This is a genomic window from Microbacterium hydrocarbonoxydans, assembly GCF_900105205.1.
Lineage (GTDB): Bacteria > Actinomycetota > Actinomycetes > Actinomycetales > Microbacteriaceae > Microbacterium > Microbacterium hydrocarbonoxydans.
This window is the reverse complement of record NZ_FNSQ01000005.1, coordinates 2,953,054-2,970,392: the sequence shown is the minus strand read 5'-3', so window position 1 is coordinate 2,970,392 and position 17,339 is coordinate 2,953,054. Positions and strand designations below refer to the sequence as shown.

Genomic DNA, 17,339 nt, shown 5'->3' with positions numbered 1-17,339 from the left:
GAGGTGACGTCATGAGCGTCGCACTCCCACCCGCACAGGGCGGCGGCCTGATCGACACCGTCGCGATCGCCCAGTCCGACCTCAAGGAGGAGCCGGGCGGATTCTGGCGCGACGTGTTCCGCCGCCTGCGGCGCAACCCCACCGCCTGGATCGGCGCGGGCATCGTGCTCGCGTTCCTCCTCGTCGCCGCGCTCGCCCCGCTGCTGGCGCCGTACCCAGAGACGGCGCTCCCCGGTGCGAAGTCCATCACCCCGACGCACATCCCGGGCCCCGGGGAGCTGCCCGAGTTCCCGCTCGGCCTCGACCGCTTCGGCGGGGACGTGCTGTCCAAGCTCATCTGGGGCGCGCAGGCGTCGCTGCTGGTCGGCGTCATCTCCACCGCGCTGGGTCTCGTCGGCGGCATGATCCTCGGCCTCCTCGCCGGCACGTTCGGCGGGTGGGTCGACACGATCATCATGCGCATCGTCGACATCATCCTGTCGGTGCCGAACCTGCTGCTGGCGGTCTCGATCGCGGCGATCCTCGGGCAGACGCCGTTCGCGGTGATGATCGCCATCGGTGCCTCGCAGGTGCCGATCTTCGCCAGGCTGCTGCGTGCGTCCATGCTGCAGCAGCGCTCCAGCGACTACGTGCTCTCGGCGCAGACCCTCGGCCTCGGCCGAGGCCAGATCACGATGTCGCACGTGCTCCCCAATGCGATCGGCCCCGTCATCGTGCAGGGGACCCTGACGCTGGCGACCGCGGTCATCGACGCGGCCGCCCTGTCGTTCCTCGGCCTCGGCGGAGGACGCCCGGAGACCGCGGAGTGGGGTCGCATGCTGACCTACGCGCAGGCGGAGCTCGCCATCGCCCCGTGGCTGGCCTTCCTGCCCGGTATCTGCATCGCGGTCACCGCGCTCGGCTTCACCCTGTTCGGTGAGGCGCTGCGCGAGGCCATGGACCCGAGGACGAGAGCACGATGAGCGCTGCGAGAGAGAATCAGATGACCGACGCCCCGCTGTTGTCGGTCGAAGGGCTGGCCGTCGACTTCGCCACCATGGACGGCGTCGTGCACGCGGTCGAGGGCGTCGACCTCGAGATCGCACCCGGCCAGACCGTGGCGATCGTGGGGGAGTCGGGGTCGGGCAAGTCGACGACCGCGATGGCGATCATCGGGCTGCTCGCCGGCGGCGGACGGGTGGCTGCAGGCAGCATCCGACTCGACGGTCGCGAGATCGCGCATGCCCCCGAGAGCGAGCTGCGGATGATCCGCGGGCGGGACATCGGTCTCGTGCCTCAGGATCCGATGTCGAACCTGAACCCGGTCGCCAAGATCGGCACCCAGGTGGCGGAGACCCTTCTCGCGCATGGCCTCGCGACGAGGCAGAACGTGCAGGAGAAAGTGGTCGAGGCGCTCACCGCCGCAGGCCTCCCCGATCCCGAGCGCCGAGCCAAGCAGTATCCCCACGAGTTCTCGGGCGGGATGCGGCAGCGCGCGCTGATCGCGATCGGCCTCGCCTGCAAGCCGCGCCTGCTGATCGCGGACGAGCCCACGAGCGCTCTCGACGTCACGGTGCAGCAGACCATCCTCGATCAGATCGGCGAGATGACTCGGGAACTCGGCACGGCCGTGCTCCTCATCACGCACGACCTGGGACTCGCCGCGGAGCGCGCGGAGCGTGTCATCGTGATGCACCGGGGCAAGGTCGTCGAGCAGGGGCCCGCGAAGCAGATCCTCGAGGACCCGCAGCATCCGTATACGCAGTCGCTCGTGCAGGCGGCGCCGTCGGTGGCCGTCGCTCGGCTGCGGCCGGAGGCGTTCCGCACCGAGGAGCGCGCGAGCGCGTCGGATGCGGAGCAGGATGCGGCGGTGGATGCGGCGGCCATGCCGGAGTCCGCGGACAACATCGTCGAGATCGAGAACCTCACCAAGGTCTATCCGGTCCGTGGGCAGAAGGAGGACTTCGTCGCGGTGAACGACGTGTCGCTCGCGATCCCGCGGGGCGAGACCGTCGCGATCGTGGGCGAGTCGGGGTCGGGCAAGACGACGACCGCGCGGATGCTGCTGAAGATCATCGAGCCGACCAGCGGCCTCATCCGCTACGAGGGGAAGGACGTCGCCTCGCTGAGTCGAGCGGAGACGCGCGACTTCCGGCAGAAGGTGCAGCCGATCTTCCAGGACCCGTACTCGAGCCTGAACCCGATGTTCACGATCGAGCGGCTAATCTCCGAGCCCCTGGAGTTCTACAAGCGGGGGAGCGGTTCCGACCGACGCAAGCGCGTCCGACAGCTTCTCGACGACGTGGCGCTGCCGCAGTCGATGCTGCGGCGCTATCCGTCCGAGCTGTCGGGAGGTCAGCGTCAGCGTGTCGCGATCGCCCGTGCGCTCGCGCTCTCGCCCGAGCTGATCGTGTGCGACGAGCCCGTGTCGGCGCTCGACGTGCTCGTGCAGGACCAGATCCTGACGCTGCTCGGCGACCTGCAGACGGAGTACGGGCTCAGCTACCTGTTCATCTCGCACGACCTGGCCGTCGTGCGTCTGATCAGCGACTTCGTGTGCGTCATGAAGGACGGATCCCTGGTCGAGGCGGCCTCCTCGGAGGAGATCTTCACCAACCCCCGTGATCCGTACACCAGGCGGCTGCTGGCCTCGATCCCCGGCAACGAACTCAACATCGCCTCGTGAGTCGCAGACTCGACGAATCCTCGGCCTTCTTCGGGTGCCATTACCGCAGCATCCGAAGAAGGTCAAGGATCGAGCTTGCCATGTCGCAAGATCGTGCGTATAGTAGGTAGTTGCGCTCGCTTCTCCCTGCCCTCATATGGTGGTCGGCAGCTCGTTGAGCATTTCGGGCGCACACTCCACCTGACGACAAAGGAATCGAGAAGCCCTGCGGGGCTCACGGAGGTTATTCCCTTGGCTGCTGCTCGCAACGCATCCACATCCACCACCACCAAGAACGGACGCGGAGCATCCCGTCTTTCGTTCGCCAAGATCTCCGACACGCTGACGGTCCCTGACCTTCTCGCTCTGCAGACGGAATCCTTCGGATGGCTCGTCGGCAACGACGCCTGGAAGGCTCGAGTCGCAGAGGCCAAGAAGGCCGGCCGCACCGACGTGAACGAGAACAGCGGTCTCGGCGAGATCTTCGAGGAGATCTCTCCGATCGAGGACCTCGGCGAGACGATGCAGCTGTCGTTCACGAACCCCTACCTCGAGCCGGAGAAGTACTCGATCGAGGAGTGCAAGGAGCGTGGCAAGACCTACGCGGCTCCGCTGTACGTCGAGGCCGAGTTCATGAACCACCTCACGGGTGAGATCAAGACCCAGACGGTCTTCATGGGCGACTTCCCGCTCCAGACCGACAAGGGCACGTTCATCATCAACGGCTCCGAGCGCGTCGTCGTGTCGCAGCTCGTGCGCTCCCCTGGTGTCTACTTCGACAAGACCCCCGACAAGACGTCCGACAAGGACATCGTGTCGGCGCGCGTCATCCCGAGCCGCGGTGCATGGCTCGAGTTCGAGATCGACAAGCGCGACCAGGTCGGCGTGCGCGTCGACCGCAAGCGCAAGCAGTCGGTCACGGTCTTCCTCAAGGCGCTGGGCATGACCAGCGAGGAGATCCTCCAGGAGTTCGCCGGCTACACCTCGATCGAGGAGACGCTCGCGAAGGACACCATCGTCACGAAGGAAGATGCGCTCCGCGACATCTACCGCAAGCTGCGTCCGGGCGAGCAGGTTGCCGCCGAGGCCGCCCGTGCGCTGCTGGACAACTTCTACTTCAACCCGAAGCGCTACGACCTGGCGAAGGTCGGTCGTTACAAGATCAACCACAAGCTCGGTCTCGACGCGCCGCTGACGGACTCCGTCCTCACGGTGCAGGACATTGTCGCCACGATCAAGTACCTCGTCCGCCTGCACGCGGGCACCGAGGAGACCTTCACGGGCATCCGCTCGGGCAAGAAGGCCGAGATCCGGATCGCGACCGACGACATCGACAACTTCGGAAACCGTCGCATCCGCGCGGTGGGCGAGCTGATCCAGAACCAGGTCCGCACCGGTCTGTCCCGCATGGAGCGCGTCGTCCGCGAGCGCATGACCACGCAGGACATCGAGGCGATCACGCCGCAGACCCTGATCAACGTGCGACCCGTCGTCGCCGCGATCAAGGAGTTCTTCGGAACGTCGCAGCTGTCGCAGTTCATGGACCAGAACAACCCGCTCGCGGGTCTGACGAACAAGCGCCGTCTCTCGGCTCTCGGCCCCGGTGGTCTGAGCCGTGACCGTGCAGGTGTCGAGGTCCGTGACGTCCACCCGTCGCACTACGGCCGCATGTGCCCCATCGAGACCCCTGAAGGCCCGAACATCGGTCTGATCGGTGCTCTCGCGACGTTCGCGCGCATCAACTCGTTCGGTTTCATCGAGACCCCGTACCGCAAGGTCGAGGGTGGCGTCGTCACCGAGCACATCGACTACCTGACCGCTTCCGAAGAGGTCGACTTCAACATCGCGCAGGCCAACGCCCCGCTCGACAAGAACGGACGCTTCCGCGAGAGCCACGTCCTCGCACGTCCCAAGGGCGGTAGCGGCGAGGTGGACCTCTTCCTCCCGGAGGAGATCGGCTACATCGACGTCTCGCCGCGCCAGATGGTGTCGGTCGCGACCTCGCTCGTGCCGTTCCTCGAGCACGACGACGCACAGCGCGCCCTCATGGGTGCCAACATGCAGCGTCAGGCTGTGCCGCTGCTGCGCAGCGACTCGCCGCTTGTCGGAACCGGTATGGAGGGCTACACGGCCATCGACGCCGGCGACGTGCTCACGGCTGAGAAGCCGGGTGTCGTCACCGAGGTCTCCGCAGACCGCGTCACCGTCATGCTCGACGAGGGTGGGACGCAGGACTACCACCTGCGCAAGTTCGACCGCTCGAACCAGGGCACGTCGTACAACCAGAAGGTCGTCGTCAACGAGGGCGACCGCGTCGAGGTCGGAGAGGTCATCGCCGATGGCCCCGCCACCGAGAACGGCGAGCTGGCACTCGGAAAGAACCTCCTCGTCGCGTTCATGACGTGGGAGGGCTACAACTTCGAGGACGCGATCATCCTCAGCCAGGACCTGGTGAAGGACGACACCCTCTCCTCGATCCACATCGAGGAGTACGAGGTCGATGCCCGCGACACCAAGCTCGGCAAGGAGGAGATCACCCGTGATCTCCCCAACGTCAGCCCTGAGCTGCTGAAGGATCTCGACGAGCGCGGCATCATCCGCATCGGCGCCGAGGTCCGCCCCGGCGACATCCTCGTCGGCAAGGTCACGCCGAAGGGCGAGACCGAGCTGTCGGCCGAGGAGCGTCTGCTCCGCGCGATCTTCAACGAGAAGAGCCGCGAGGTCCGTGACACCTCCCTGAAGGTGCCCCACGGTGAGCAGGGCACGATCATCGCCGTCAAGGAGTTCAATGCCGAAGACGGCGACGACGAGCTCGGCTCCGGCGTCAACCGCCGCGTCGTGGTCTACATCGCCCAGAAGCGCAAGATCACCGAGGGTGACAAGCTCGCCGGTCGTCACGGCAACAAGGGTGTCATCGCGAAGATCCTCCCGATCGAGGACATGCCGTTCCTCGCGGACGGAACGCCGGTCGACATCGTGCTGAACCCGCTGGGCATCCCGGGTCGAATGAACTTCGGCCAGGTTCTCGAGACGCACCTCGGGTGGATCGCGAAGCAGGGATGGAAGGTCGAGGGAACCCCGGAGTGGGCTGCCAAGCTCCCGAAGGACGCCTTCGAGGCCGCCCCCGGCACCAAGGTCGCCACCCCGGTGTTCGACGGTGCGAGCGAGGAGGAGATCGCAGGTCTCCTCGACGCGACCATCCCGACCCGCGACGGCGTCCGCCTGATCGACTCCACCGGAAAGGCCCAGATGTTCGACGGCCGCTCCGGCGAGCCGTTCCCGGCGCCGATCTCGGTGGGCTACATGTACATCCTGAAGCTGCACCACCTGGTCGACGACAAGATCCACGCGCGTTCGACCGGTCCGTACTCGATGATCACCCAGCAGCCGCTCGGTGGTAAGGCGCAGTTCGGTGGCCAGCGATTCGGTGAGATGGAGGTGTGGGCCCTCGAGGCCTACGGCGCCGCATACGCGCTCCAGGAGCTCCTCACGATCAAGTCCGACGACATCCTCGGCCGCGTCAAGGTGTACGAGGCGATCGTCAAGGGCGAGAACATCCAGGAGCCCGGCATCCCCGAGTCCTTCAAGGTGCTCATGAAGGAGATGCAGTCGCTCTGCCTGAACGTCGAGGTCCTCTCGGCAGACGGCACGCTCGTCAACCTGCGTGACACCGACGACGAGGCCTTCCGCGCTGCGGAGGAGCTCGGCATCAACATCTCCAGCCGCTTCGAGGCCGCCTCGATCGACGAGATCTAAGGTCCAGGTCGCCGCCTGAGCAGCACGTTCAGGCGGCGGCCCACCTCCCCGATTTCTTCAGAAGAATTCCTACACAGGAGAATTTGTGCTCGAGTCAAACACTTTCGATGAGCTTCGCATCGGCCTGGCCACCGCGGACCACATCCGCGCCTGGTCCTACGGCGAGGTCAAGAAGCCTGAAACCATCAACTACCGCACCCTGAAGCCGGAGAAGGACGGTCTCTTCGGAGAGCAGATCTTCGGCCCGTCCCGCGACTGGGAGTGCGCCTGCGGAAAGTACAAGCGTGTCCGCTTCAAGGGCATCGTCTGCGAGCGCTGCGGCGTCGAGGTCACCAAGTCCTCGGTCCGTCGTGAGCGCATGGGTCACATCGAGCTCGCCGCTCCCGTCACCCACATCTGGTACTTCAAGGGTGTCCCCTCGCGTCTGGGCTACCTGCTCGACATGGCGCCGAAGGACCTCGAGAAGGTCATCTACTTCGCCGCCTACATGGTCATCTCGGTCGATGAGGATGCTCGTCACCGCGACCTGGGCACGCAGGAGAACAACATCCGTCTCGAGCTGAAGACGCTCGGAGACCGTCGCGACGCGAAGATCGCCGAGCGCCTGGCTCGCCTGGAGGAGGAGCTCGCTTCCCTCGAGGCGGAGGGCGCCAAGGCCGACGCGAAGAAGAAGGTCAAGGACGCCGCCGAGAAGGAGATGTCGCTCATCCGCAAGGGTGCCGACGAGGCGATCGCCAAGCTCGAGCGCGTGTGGGAGGACTTCCGCACGCTCGAGGTCGGCGCTCTGCGCCCCGAGGACGACGTCTTCCACGAGCTGCAGGACCGCTTCGGTCAGTACTTCGAGGCCTACATGGGCGCCGAGTCGATCCAGCGTCGCCTCGCGGCGTTCGACCTGGCAGCCGAGGCGGAGAGCCTGCACCTGCAGATCTCCGAGGGCAAGGGTCAGCGCAAGATCCGCGCGATCAAGCGTCTGAAGGTCGTCAACTCGTTCCTGGAGACCGGCATGAGCCCGGCCGCCATGGTCCTCGACGTCGTCCCGGTGATCCCGCCGGAGCTGCGCCCGATGGTCCAGCTCGACGGTGGCCGCTTCGCGACCTCCGACCTCAACGACCTCTACCGTCGTGTGATCAACCGCAACAACCGTCTGCGTCGTCTGATCGATCTCGGTGCTCCCGAGATCATCGTCAACAACGAGAAGCGGATGCTGCAGGAGGCCGTCGACGCACTGTTCGACAACGGTCGCCGTGGTCGCCCGGTCACCGGTACCGGCAACCGTGCCCTGAAGTCCCTCAGCGACATGCTGAAGGGCAAGCAGGGTCGTTTCCGCCAGAACCTGCTCGGCAAGCGCGTCGACTACTCGGGCCGTTCGGTCATCATCGTCGGCCCGCAGCTGAAGCTGCACCAGTGCGGTCTGCCCAAGCAGATGGCTCTGGAGCTCTTCAAGCCGTTCGTGATCAAGCGCCTGATCGACCTCGGTCACTCGCAGAACATCAAGGCAGCCAAGCGCGCCGTCGAGCGCACCCGTCCCGAGGTCTGGGACGTGCTCGAGGAGATCATCCGCGAGCGTCCGGTGCTGCTCAACCGTGCACCCACCCTGCACCGTCTGGGCATCCAGGCCTTCGAGCCTCAGCTCGTCGAGGGCAAGGCCATCCAGCTGCACCCGCTCGTCTGCGCGGCGTTCAACGCCGACTTCGACGGTGACCAGATGGCTGTCCACCTGCCGCTGTCGGTCGAGGCTCAGGCCGAGGCCCGCGTGCTGATGCTCGCGTCGAACAACATCCTGAAGCCGTCCGACGGACGCCCGGTCACCCTGCCTTCGCAGGACATGATCATCGGTCTGCACCACCTGACCACGGTCAAGGCGGGCGCAGCCGGTGAGGGCCGTGCATTCGGTTCGGTGGGCGAGGCGATCCTGGCGAAGGACGAGGGAACCCTCGACCTGCAGGCCAAGGTCCGCATCCGCATCCCGGGTCTGACGTTCCTCGAGGGCGAAGCGCCCGAGGGCTACGAGCGTCACGGACTCGTCGACGCATCGCTCGGACAGGCGATCTTCAACGACACGCTGCCGAAGGGCTACCCGTTCGTCCGCGAGCAGGCTGACAAGAACAAGCTGTCGCAGATCGTCAACAAGCTGGCCGAGGAGTACCCCAAGGTCGAGACGGCTGCGTCGCTGGACCGCATCAAGGACGCCGGTTTCTACTGGGCCACGCGCTCGGGTGTGACCGTCGCCCTGAGCGACATCCTGACGCCTCCGAACAAGGCGGAGATCGTCGCCGGCTACGAGAAGCAGGCCGCGAAGGTCCAGTCCCAGTACGAGAAGGGCCTCACGACCGACACGGAGCGTCGTCAGGAGCTCATCAAGATCTGGACCGAGGCGACCGATGAGGTTCAGGCCGCGATGCGGGCGAACTTCCCGGAGGACAACACCATCAACCGCATGGTGTCGTCGGGTGCTCGTGGTAACTGGCTGCAGATCCGCAACATCGCGGGTATGCGTGGTCTGGTGAACAACCCCAAGGGTGAGATCATCCCGCGTCCGATCATCTCCTCGTACCGCGAGGGTCTGTCGGTGGCGGAGTACTTCATCGCGACGCACGGTACCCGTAAGGGTCTCGCCGACACCGCTCTGCGTACCGCCGACTCGGGTTACCTGACCCGTCGTCTGGTGGATGTCTCGCAGGACGTCATCATCCGCGAAGAGGACTGCGGCACGTCGAAGGGCCTCGAGCTCCCGATCGCCGCTCCGAACTCGCAGGGCGAGCTGGTGCGCGATGCGAACGTCGAGAACTCGGTGTTCGCTCGTACCCTGGCCTCCGACGTGGTCGACAGCAAGGGCGAGGTCCTCGCCGCTGCCGGTGACGACGTGGGCGATGTGCTGATCGACAAGCTGGTCGGCCTGGGCGTCGAGACGATCAAGGTGCGCTCGGTCCTGACCTGCGACTCCGCGGTCGGTGTCTGCGCGCAGTGCTACGGCCGTTCGCTCGCGACCGGCAAGACCGTCGACATCGGAGAGGCCGTCGGCATCATCGCCGCACAGTCGATCGGTGAGCCCGGTACCCAGCTGACGATGCGTACCTTCCACACCGGTGGTTCCGCATCGGCGGATGACATCACGCAGGGTCTGCCCCGTGTGCAGGAGCTCTTCGAGGCTCGTACGCCGAAGGCCGCGTCGCCGATCGCCGAGGCCGATGGCCGCATCACGATCGACGAGACGGACAAGGCCAAGAAGGTCATCCTCACGCCCGACAACGGTGACGAAGAGGTGGTCTACCCGGTGCTGAAGCGTGCGACGCTTCTCGTCGAGGACGGCCAGCACGTCACCGTCGGTCAGCCGCTGCTCGTCGGAACGCTCGACCCCAAGGAGGTCATGCGTGTCATGGGTGCTCGCGAGGTGCAGCGTTACCTCGTCGGCGGCGTCCAGGGCGTGTACCGCTCGCAGGGTGTGCCGATCCACGACAAGCACATCGAGGTCATCGTCCGTCAGATGCTCCGCAAGGTCACCGTCGTCGATCACGCCGACACGACCCTGCTCCCGGGTGAGATGGTCGACCTCAAGCGCTACCAGGCGATCAACCGCGAGGCTGTGGCCGAGGGCAAGCGCCCCGCGTCCGGTCGTTCGGAGCTGATGGGTATCACGAAGGCGTCGCTCGCGACGGAGTCGTGGCTGTCGGCCGCCTCCTTCCAGGAGACGACCCGCGTGCTCACCGAGGCTGCGATGCAGGGCAAGCGCGACCCGCTGGTCGGTCTCAAGGAGAACGTCATCATCGGTAAGCTCATCCCCGCCGGAACCGGTCTCTCGAAGTACCGCGACGTCACGGTCGAGGCCACCGAGGAAGCCAAGAGCGAGCGCTACCCGAACCGGATCTTCGCATCCGACGGGGCGTACGCAGACGGCGACTTCGGATACGTCGACTTCGACGCGTTCTCAACGGATGACATCACGCCGGGCACCTACAACTGAGTGCTGAGTGAGTGAGAGGGCCCCGGGCGATTCGCCCGGGGCCTTTCTCGTGCCCGGACGGAGCGCCGCTGCCGTGCGGGGCACAGCTTCGGAGATCGGCGGCGGCACGCCGGGCACGGGTGGGGTCGGCCGAGGTGTCGGCCCCGGCATCCGAAACTGTGCTCGGAGGTGCGGGGCGGAGAGGGGCTGGCGACCGGTGGGGCGGGGAGTGGGCGGGAGTGTCTCAGTCGAAGACGTGCTCCACGATGCTCGACGTGTAGCCCTCGGGGGCCAAATTCGAGTAGCGCGTGTCGATGAGCACGTCGTCGCGCCAGAAGAGGGTGCGGCCGTCGGTCACCGGATACTGGGTGTTCGGCCAGGTCTTCTCGCACCGGGTTCCGCCATCCGGGGTGAAGCAGGCGAAGCCCTCATCCGTGACGAGCGCGTTGAGCATGTCGAGGGCCGGGCCGCGGTTCATGAGCGAGATCGTCGTGACGAGATTCGTCGTGTCGGCACCGGGATCACCCCAGATGCACGTGAGCGTGCCGTCGTCGCCGACACCGGAGGGGCCGAACGCCGCGTCGTTGAGAGGGATGCCGTCGAGCTGCGCGAGCACGTCGTCCGAGAGTATCGCGCGGCAGTCGGTCGGGAGCGCGATCGCAGAGGGAGTCGGAGTGGGGGATGCCGACGGGGTGGCTGTCGTGTCGGGCTCGGACGTCGCAGGTGGGTCATCCTGGTCACCGGTGCCGGATCCCGCGGTGCCGGATCCCGCCGTGCCGCACCCGGCGAGCATAGTGATCAGGAGCAGCGCCGCCAGGGCTCCCGCAGCAGAACGAGTGTTCATGCGCTCACGGTAGCGCCGCGGCGGGCGACCGCGTGTATGCCGCGCGAGCAGGCATGCGCTTGTGTCTCGCGGTAAGGTCGGCAGAATGAGCGATGAATCCTCCCGTGCGTCCGATGTCGTCGTCGTCGGAGATGCGCTTATCGACGAGATCCGAGATGGGGGAGGCGTGCAGGAGCTGGTCGGCGGTGCGGCTCTGAACGTCGCCGTCGGGCTGCGACGGCTGGGTGTCTCGACAACGCTCATCGCAATGGTCGGCGATGACGAGGCGGGGGCGCACATCCGCGAGTACCTCGACGACCACGGGGTTCGGCTCATCGCGAGCGCTGCGCCGCTCGGCTCGTCTCGCGCGATCGTCCAGCGCGCGGCCGACGGCGAGCCCGTCTACGTCTTCAACGAGGCGGCGCAGCGACGCAGCATCCGCTATTCGGAGGAGGCGCGGCAGGCGATCGCCGACGCTGCGCTGGTCGCGGTGAGCTGCTTCCCGTTCGACGTGCCCGCAGAGGTGGATGCCCTGCTCGAGGCGGTCGGCAGTGCGCGGCTCGCCATCGACCCGAACCCCCGAACGGGGATGCTCAGCGACCGCGAGGAGTTCGTGCGGGGCTTCGAGCGTGCGGCTGCAGGAGCGTCGATCGTCAAGGTGGGAGCGGATGATGCGGACCTCCTGTACGGCGGCGATCTGAGCGGCCTGCGCGCGCGACTGCGCGACATCGGAGTCGGAGCGGTGCTCGCGACGGCAGGATCCGCCGGGGCATCACTCGAAGCGGATGCCGTGGTCGTCACGGCGCCCATCGCGTCGCTGCCCGGCCGGATCATCGACACCGTCGGAGCGGGAGACGCGACCCTCGCTGCGGTCGCGGAGGGGCTCGTCGACGGGACCCCGGCGGATGCCGAGGGCTGGCAGGCGCTGCTCGATCGGGCCATGGAGGTGGCCGCCGCCACCTGTCGCGCCGAGGGCGGCCTGCTGCGCACGCCCGAGTCCCTGGCGGAAGCCGACCGAGGCGTCTTCGGCAGCTGAGGGTCCGATTTCTCGCGCCTGACATTGGCAGGTATGATTATCTATCGTGCCCCCGGTTGGCTGTCGAAGTCGGACGGGCGCGCTCTGGCGAGTTACCCAAGCGGCCAAAGGGATCTGACTGTAAATCAGACTGCTCAGCATTCGGGGGTTCGAATCCCTCACTCGCCACCACGAGTTGTTCGTACTTCTCGCAAGAGAAATCCAGGAAACTCGAAACGCAAAGAAAAACGCCCCCCAACCGGGGGCGTTTTTCGTTTTCCGGTGCTCATAATCGTTCCGGGAGCTCTTAGCGCGGCTCGACCACGGCCCCAAGGCCCGTTCAACTGGCTTTCACGCACACTGAAGCCGCCGGTGTTGCTAGAGGTGATGATGGCAGTGGCCAGGTCTGAGAACGTTCCGGAGCGTCGCGTGAATCCGCTTTGATGTTGCGTGCCGTGCGCTTTGGTCGAGAACGTCTCAGAACCTGTACCCGCGTGCCTCAGCCACCGTGGGCGTGCGTGTCCGTCAGGACGTGCTTTGCGTCGAAGACGATGAACTGTCGACGGCGGAGCTCGGACAAGTATGTGTGCTCCACCCGCGCACTCGCCGCTTCTCGGCCGCTAACCACGACATGTTCAGGAGGGCCCCATCCATCGCGCTTCGCGGCTGCATCCTGGACGGGAGGCGCCGCGGTCGCGGCCACGCTTCGACGGTGGCCCTTACGAGTGTGCCAAGAGCGGGGCGATGTGGGTGACAGTATCCCGGCAGTCGGCGAGTACGACGGGTCCTGCCAGGGCACGTGCAGAAGGGGCTAGAGCGCCTCGGCGGAGTCCGTTGGCGCGCGTGTCGTAGACGTCGAAACGACTGTCGTCTTCGACAAGCTCCACACGAAGAGGAAGGCAGTGAACATCACGAATGCGCTTGAGGTGGCAATGAAGTGTCCGCCACGCTGCCAGACCGGAAGCGCGTCCAGCGGCCAACCCGCAGGAGACGTGATCTGCGAAAGAATTGCCAGCGCCAGGATTACTGCTCCAGTAACGATGGCCGAGGTCAGGCGGGCTCGCCTGTACGCGGCGACAGTGTCGCGCACCAACCACACAGCGAGAGCGGCGCACACGAGGCCGACGAAGTCCGCCACAATGAGGACGGCGAGGATGTTCTGTAACTTGAATGTCACCCTCGCGGTCGCCGATCACAGTCGACCGTCGGCGGCCGGCAAGGGGGCGAGTACGCCTTCCAGAGACAGCAGCCGGTTCGCCCCTACGGGTCGGGGGAGCCCGGCTGACACGCAGACGAAAGGGGTTTGCCGATGAGTGACCAGACGAGGCTCGACCAGCTGGAGCGGGAGCACGTCGAGCTGGTGCTGCGCCGGTTCGATCGCAAGGACGCCTGGGATCTCGGGCGGGGGATCGCAGAGCGCGCACTGGCGGCATCCGCTCCGGTGGCCGTCGACATCCGGACGGCCGGCGGGGTGCTGTTCCACGCCTCGCTGCCCGGAGCCACGGCCGACAACGACGTCTGGGCCGCGAAGAAGGCCGCGACGGCCCTGCGTCTCGAGACGAGCACGGCGCTGCTGGAGGAGCGCATCGCACAGGGCGGCCGCGACATGCACGAGCCGGGCTGGCTCGACCGTTCGACCTACGCCGTCGCGGGCGGCGCAGTCCCGATCAGGGTCGCTGGGGTCGGCGTGGTCGCCGTCGCCACGGTGTCTGGTCTCCCGTCCGCAGACGATCACGACCTCGTGGTCGAGGGGATCCGGGGTCTGCAGCTGCTCGCGGGATAGCTCCGCGACCGCCGCAAACCCCGCCCTCAGTAGTCCGGATGCAGCCGCAGCCGTGACGCGATCTGCGCCGCCTGCTCCGCGGGGGTCAACGAGATGTCGATCGTGATCGCCCTCTCGTCGTCCTCCGGCGGCTCGAGGGTCGCGAACTGCGAGTCGAGGAGGGTGGCGGGCATGAAGTGACCCTGCCGGCGCAGCATCCGCTCGAGGATCAGCTCGCGGTCACCCGCGAAGTGCACGAACGTGACAGCCTCCCGACGCAGCACGTCGCGATAGCTGCGGCGCAGCGCCGAGCAGGTGACGATGCCGGGTTCGCCGGCGTCGATGCGCTCGTCGATCCATTCGGCGATCCGATCGAGCCAGGGCCAGCGGTCCTCGTCGGTGAGCGCGTGGCCGGCTGCCATCTTGGCGACGTTCGCCTCGGGGTGCAGGTCGTCGCCCTCTTCGAAGGCCCAGCCGAGGCGCCCGGCGAGCATCGCGGCGACCGTGGACTTGCCGGTGCTCGCGACGCCCATGAAGACCAGGACGGGTGCGTTGACGGACATCATGGCGGGCTCAGACGAACAGGCTCAGGACGAGGACGCCGGCGAGACCGGTGACGGAGATGAGGCACTCGAGCACCGTCCAGGACTTCAGCGTCTGCGGGATGCTCAGGCCGAAGTACTCCTTGATGAGCCAGAATCCCGCGTCGTTGACGTGCGAGAGGAACACCGATCCGGAGCCGATCGCGAGCACGAGCAGCGCCACCATGGGCGAGTCGAGCGTCTCGGTCAGCGGCTGCAGGATGCCGGCGGCGGTGATCGTCGCGACGGTCGCGGAGCCGGTGGCGATGCGGATGACGACGGCGACGAGCCAGGCGAGCACCAGCACCGACACGGACGAGCCGGACACGAACTGCGCGATGACGTTGCCGATGCCGGTGTCGACCAGCACCTGCTTGAACCCACCGCCGGCGCCCACGATCAGGAGGATACCGGCGATCGGGCCGAGCGACGAGCCCACGATCTCGTTCACACGGGTGCGGTCGAAGCCGGCGCCGCGGCCGAGGATGAAGAAGCCGGCGATCACGGCGATGAGCAGCGCGATGACCGGCGTGCCGAGGAAGTCGAGTGCGACCTTCCACGGAGCATCCGATCCTGCCGCGGAGATGTCGGCGATGGCCTTCGCGAGCATCAGGGACACCGGGAGCAGGATGCTGAAGAGCGTCGCTCCGAACGACGGCCGGCGGCGCTGTGCCTCACCCTCGTCCTCTGCGGTCACGAAGAGCTCGGGGACCGGAACGTCGACCCAGCGGGCGGCGAAGCGGGCGAAGAGCGGGCCGGACACGATGACGGCGGGGATCGCGACGATGACACCGAACGCGAGCGTGAGTCCGAGGTTGGCGCCGAGCGCATCGATCGCGGCGAGCGGACCAGGGTGCGGCGGCACGAGGCCGTGCATGGCGGAGAGGCCGGCGAGGGTCGGGATCGCGATGCGCATGAGCGGCGCACCCGAGCGGCGCGCCACCAGGATGATGACAGGTACGAGCAGCACGAGGCCGACCTCGAAGAACATCGGCAGGCCGATGACGGCGCCGATGAGTCCCATGACCCACGGGAGAGACCGGGCGCTGGCACGGCTCACGAGCGTGTCGACGATCCGGTCGGCGCCGCCGGAGTCGGCGAGGAGCTTGCCGTAGATCGCACCGAGCGCGATCAGGATGCCGACGCCGCCCATGGTCGTGCCGAAGCCCGTCGAGAAGCTGGTGATGGCGGCGGCGATGTCCATGCCGGCGATCGCGCCGGTGGCCAGCGCTCCGACCGTGAGGGAGAGGAAGGGATGCAGCTTCACCCAGGTGATGAGGATGATGATGATCGCGATGCCGATCACGGCGGCGGCGATCAGCTGTCCTGCGGGGCGGTCGGGGGCTGCGGTGTCGCTGACTGCCGTCATGAGTGCATCGGCGGCGGGGGTGAAGAGTGCCATGAGCTTCCTTGATCCGGGCGTGGTTTACGACCTTATGTCGTACATAATAAGCACGCATACCACGACATGCGCAACATAAAAGACCATCCGGTCGCAGACGACGCACATCAGGCCGCCTGTACAGGCATACTCGTCATATGACCGTCCCCGGCCCGTCCAGCCCCGTCCACGACTCGCTCGTCGCCGAGTTGGGGCGGGCGATCGTCGACGGAGAGCATCCGCCCGGCTCGCGGATGCTCACGGTCGAGTTGGCCCAGGAGCGCGGCGTCTCCCGCTCAGCCGCCCGCGAGGCCGTCCGAGTGCTCGAGTCCTTCGGCCTGGTCTGGGTCCGTCGCAAGTCGGGGGTCGAGGTCCGACCGCGCGCGGACTGGAACGTCTACGCGCCCGAGGTGATCGCCTGGCGGCTCGCCGGACCGGGGCGCGATGAGCAGCTCAGGGAGCTCAGCCAGCTGCGTTCGGTGATCGAGCCGCTGGCGGCCCGGCTGGCCGCTGGCACCGCGACCTCGGAGCAGCGGGTCGAACTCGTCTCGCTGGTCGTCGCGATGGGGCAGGAGGACCACGCGGCCGATGACGATCGCTACCTCGAGGCCGACATCCGGTTCCATCGGCTCCTGCTGGAGTCCTCAGGGAACGGGATGCTCGCAGCCCTCGGCGGCATGGTCGAAGCGGTGCTCCGCGGCCGGACCGCGCACCATCTCATGCCGCACGTGGCCGATCCGAACGCCGTGCAGTGGCACCGGGACGTCGCGTTCGCGGTCGCCGGAGGAGAGACGGATGCCGCGGCCACCGCGATGCGCAACATCGTCACGGAGGCCGACGAGGCGATGCAGCGCGCCGCCGGCTGACTTGCCCGCAGCCGGGTCGGCGAGCCCCTGAGGGCCGCGTCTTCATAGACTGGACGGATGCGAGCGCTCACCGAGGCAGAGGTCCGTGCATCCTTCGTCAACGCGGATGCGGACGAGCTGCGGGTCATGGAGATGCCGCACGACTTCGTGCTGATCGACTGGGACTACCTCGACTTCTTCGCGTGGCGCGATCCGAGTGCGGGCCGCCGCGGGTACGTGCTCACACAGCACGACGGTGAGGTGTCCGGCATCGTGCTCCGTGCATCCGATCCGGGCCGCGCACGCTCGGGCATGTGCAACATCTGCCACACTCTCCAGCCGGGAAACCAGGTCGCGCTGTTCTCGGCGCGGCTCGCGGGGGAGGGCGGAGCGCGGGGAGACTCGGTCGGCACCTACATCTGCACGGACCTGTCGTGCCACGAGAACGTGCGACTCGCGCATCCGCTCGCGCCGAACGAGGTGCTCGCGCCGGGTCAGGTCGACCTGCGCCTCGACGGCACGCGGCGACGCATGGAGTCGTTCGTCGGGCGCGTACGGCAGCGCGCCTGATCGCGATTACCCTGGTCGCATA

Annotated in this window: 12 protein-coding genes and 1 tRNA gene; 9 read left to right on the top strand and 4 right to left on the bottom strand. The window is 67.0% G+C overall.

Annotated elements, in window-relative coordinates; genetic code table 11:
• Positions 1-11: 11 nt before the first annotated feature.
• The 4 genes from BLW44_RS14570 (at position 12) to rpoC (ending at position 10,361) form a co-directional block, all read left to right on the top strand.
• On the top strand, positions 12-962 hold the full coding sequence (locus tag BLW44_RS14570; RefSeq protein ID WP_060927511.1) for an ABC transporter permease: 951 nt from the start codon (positions 12-14) through the stop codon (positions 960-962).
• Positions 959-2,665 carry an ABC transporter ATP-binding protein gene (locus tag BLW44_RS14565; RefSeq protein ID WP_060927510.1) on the top strand — a complete coding sequence of 569 codons (1,707 nt, stop codon included), beginning with the start codon at positions 959-961 and terminating at the stop codon, positions 2,663-2,665. The genes BLW44_RS14570 and BLW44_RS14565 overlap by 4 nt, the downstream gene beginning before the upstream one ends.
• A gap of 231 nt (positions 2,666-2,896) precedes the next feature.
• Positions 2,897-6,400 (top strand): DNA-directed RNA polymerase subunit beta, encoded by a 3,504-nt coding sequence (rpoB, locus tag BLW44_RS14560; RefSeq protein ID WP_060927509.1) that lies wholly within the window; start codon positions 2,897-2,899, stop codon positions 6,398-6,400.
• 85 nt (positions 6,401-6,485) lie between these two features.
• On the top strand, positions 6,486-10,361 hold the full coding sequence (gene rpoC, locus BLW44_RS14555; protein WP_060927508.1) for a DNA-directed RNA polymerase subunit beta': 3,876 nt from the start codon (positions 6,486-6,488) through the stop codon (positions 10,359-10,361).
• Positions 10,362-10,584: 223 nt separating this feature from the next.
• Here the strand turns inward: rpoC and BLW44_RS14550 are convergent, their stop codons facing one another.
• Positions 10,585-11,184, bottom strand: coding sequence for a hypothetical protein (locus tag BLW44_RS14550; protein WP_060927507.1), 600 nt, complete (start codon positions 11,182-11,184; stop codon positions 10,585-10,587).
• 85 nt (positions 11,185-11,269) lie between these two features.
• On the opposite strand from BLW44_RS14550, the gene BLW44_RS14545 reads away from it, so the two are divergent.
• Positions 11,270-12,199: a PfkB family carbohydrate kinase gene (locus tag BLW44_RS14545; protein WP_060927506.1), complete on the top strand. Its 930-nt coding sequence runs from the start codon at positions 11,270-11,272 to the stop codon at positions 12,197-12,199.
• An 86-nt stretch (positions 12,200-12,285) separates the two neighbouring features.
• Positions 12,286-12,370: transfer RNA gene (locus tag BLW44_RS14540), tRNA-Tyr, on the top strand.
• Positions 12,371-12,989: 619 nt separating this feature from the next.
• Here the strand turns inward: BLW44_RS14540 and BLW44_RS14535 are convergent.
• Positions 12,990-13,355 carry a hypothetical protein gene (locus BLW44_RS14535; RefSeq protein WP_060927505.1) on the bottom strand — a complete coding sequence of 122 codons (366 nt, stop codon included), beginning with the start codon at positions 13,353-13,355 and terminating at the stop codon, positions 12,990-12,992.
• A 132-nt stretch (positions 13,356-13,487) separates the two neighbouring features.
• On the opposite strand from BLW44_RS14535, the gene BLW44_RS14530 reads away from it, so the two are divergent.
• Positions 13,488-13,961 (top strand): heme-binding protein, encoded by a 474-nt coding sequence (locus BLW44_RS14530; protein ID WP_060927504.1) that lies wholly within the window; start codon positions 13,488-13,490, stop codon positions 13,959-13,961.
• A 26-nt stretch (positions 13,962-13,987) separates the two neighbouring features.
• Here the strand turns inward: BLW44_RS14530 and BLW44_RS14525 are convergent, their stop codons facing one another.
• Positions 13,988-14,503, bottom strand: a complete 516-nt coding sequence (locus tag BLW44_RS14525) for a gluconokinase (RefSeq protein WP_060927520.1) — start codon at positions 14,501-14,503, stop codon at positions 13,988-13,990.
• 10 nt (positions 14,504-14,513) lie between these two features.
• The gene (locus BLW44_RS14520) at positions 14,514-15,923 is read right to left on the bottom strand and encodes a GntP family permease (RefSeq protein ID WP_420811376.1); all 1,410 of its coding nucleotides are present in this window, start codon (positions 15,921-15,923) and stop codon (positions 14,514-14,516) included.
• A 137-nt stretch (positions 15,924-16,060) separates the two neighbouring features.
• Between BLW44_RS14520 and BLW44_RS14515 the strand changes: the two genes are divergently transcribed.
• Both BLW44_RS14515 and BLW44_RS14510 read left to right on the top strand, forming a co-directional pair.
• Entirely contained in the window at positions 16,061-16,768 is a 708-nt protein-coding gene (locus BLW44_RS14515) for a FadR/GntR family transcriptional regulator (RefSeq protein WP_060927503.1), read from the top strand.
• Between the two features lie 57 nt (positions 16,769-16,825).
• On the top strand, positions 16,826-17,317 hold the full coding sequence (locus BLW44_RS14510; RefSeq protein ID WP_060927502.1) for an FBP domain-containing protein: 492 nt from the start codon (positions 16,826-16,828) through the stop codon (positions 17,315-17,317).
• Positions 17,318-17,339: the final 22 nt, after the last annotated feature.

Bases quoted from the DNA above. Each gene is read 5' to 3' on its own strand.
- BLW44_RS14520 (WP_420811376.1), bottom strand. From the start codon at position 15,923: ATGGCACTCTTCACCCCCGCCGCCGATGCACTCATGACGGCAGTCAGC.
- BLW44_RS14515 (WP_060927503.1), top strand. From the start codon at position 16,061: ATGACCGTCCCCGGCCCGTCCAGCCCCGTCCACGACTCGCTCGTCGCC.
- BLW44_RS14570 (WP_060927511.1), top strand. From the start codon at position 12: ATGAGCGTCGCACTCCCACCCGCACAGGGCGGCGGCCTGATCGACACC.
- BLW44_RS14525 (WP_060927520.1), bottom strand. From the start codon at position 14,503: ATGTCCGTCAACGCACCCGTCCTGGTCTTCATGGGCGTCGCGAGCACC.
- BLW44_RS14565 (WP_060927510.1), top strand. From the start codon at position 959: ATGAGCGCTGCGAGAGAGAATCAGATGACCGACGCCCCGCTGTTGTCG.
- BLW44_RS14510 (WP_060927502.1), top strand. From the start codon at position 16,826: ATGCGAGCGCTCACCGAGGCAGAGGTCCGTGCATCCTTCGTCAACGCG.
- BLW44_RS14530 (WP_060927504.1), top strand. From the start codon at position 13,488: ATGAGTGACCAGACGAGGCTCGACCAGCTGGAGCGGGAGCACGTCGAG.
- BLW44_RS14550 (WP_060927507.1), bottom strand. From the start codon at position 11,184: ATGAACACTCGTTCTGCTGCGGGAGCCCTGGCGGCGCTGCTCCTGATC.
- BLW44_RS14545 (WP_060927506.1), top strand. From the start codon at position 11,270: ATGAGCGATGAATCCTCCCGTGCGTCCGATGTCGTCGTCGTCGGAGAT.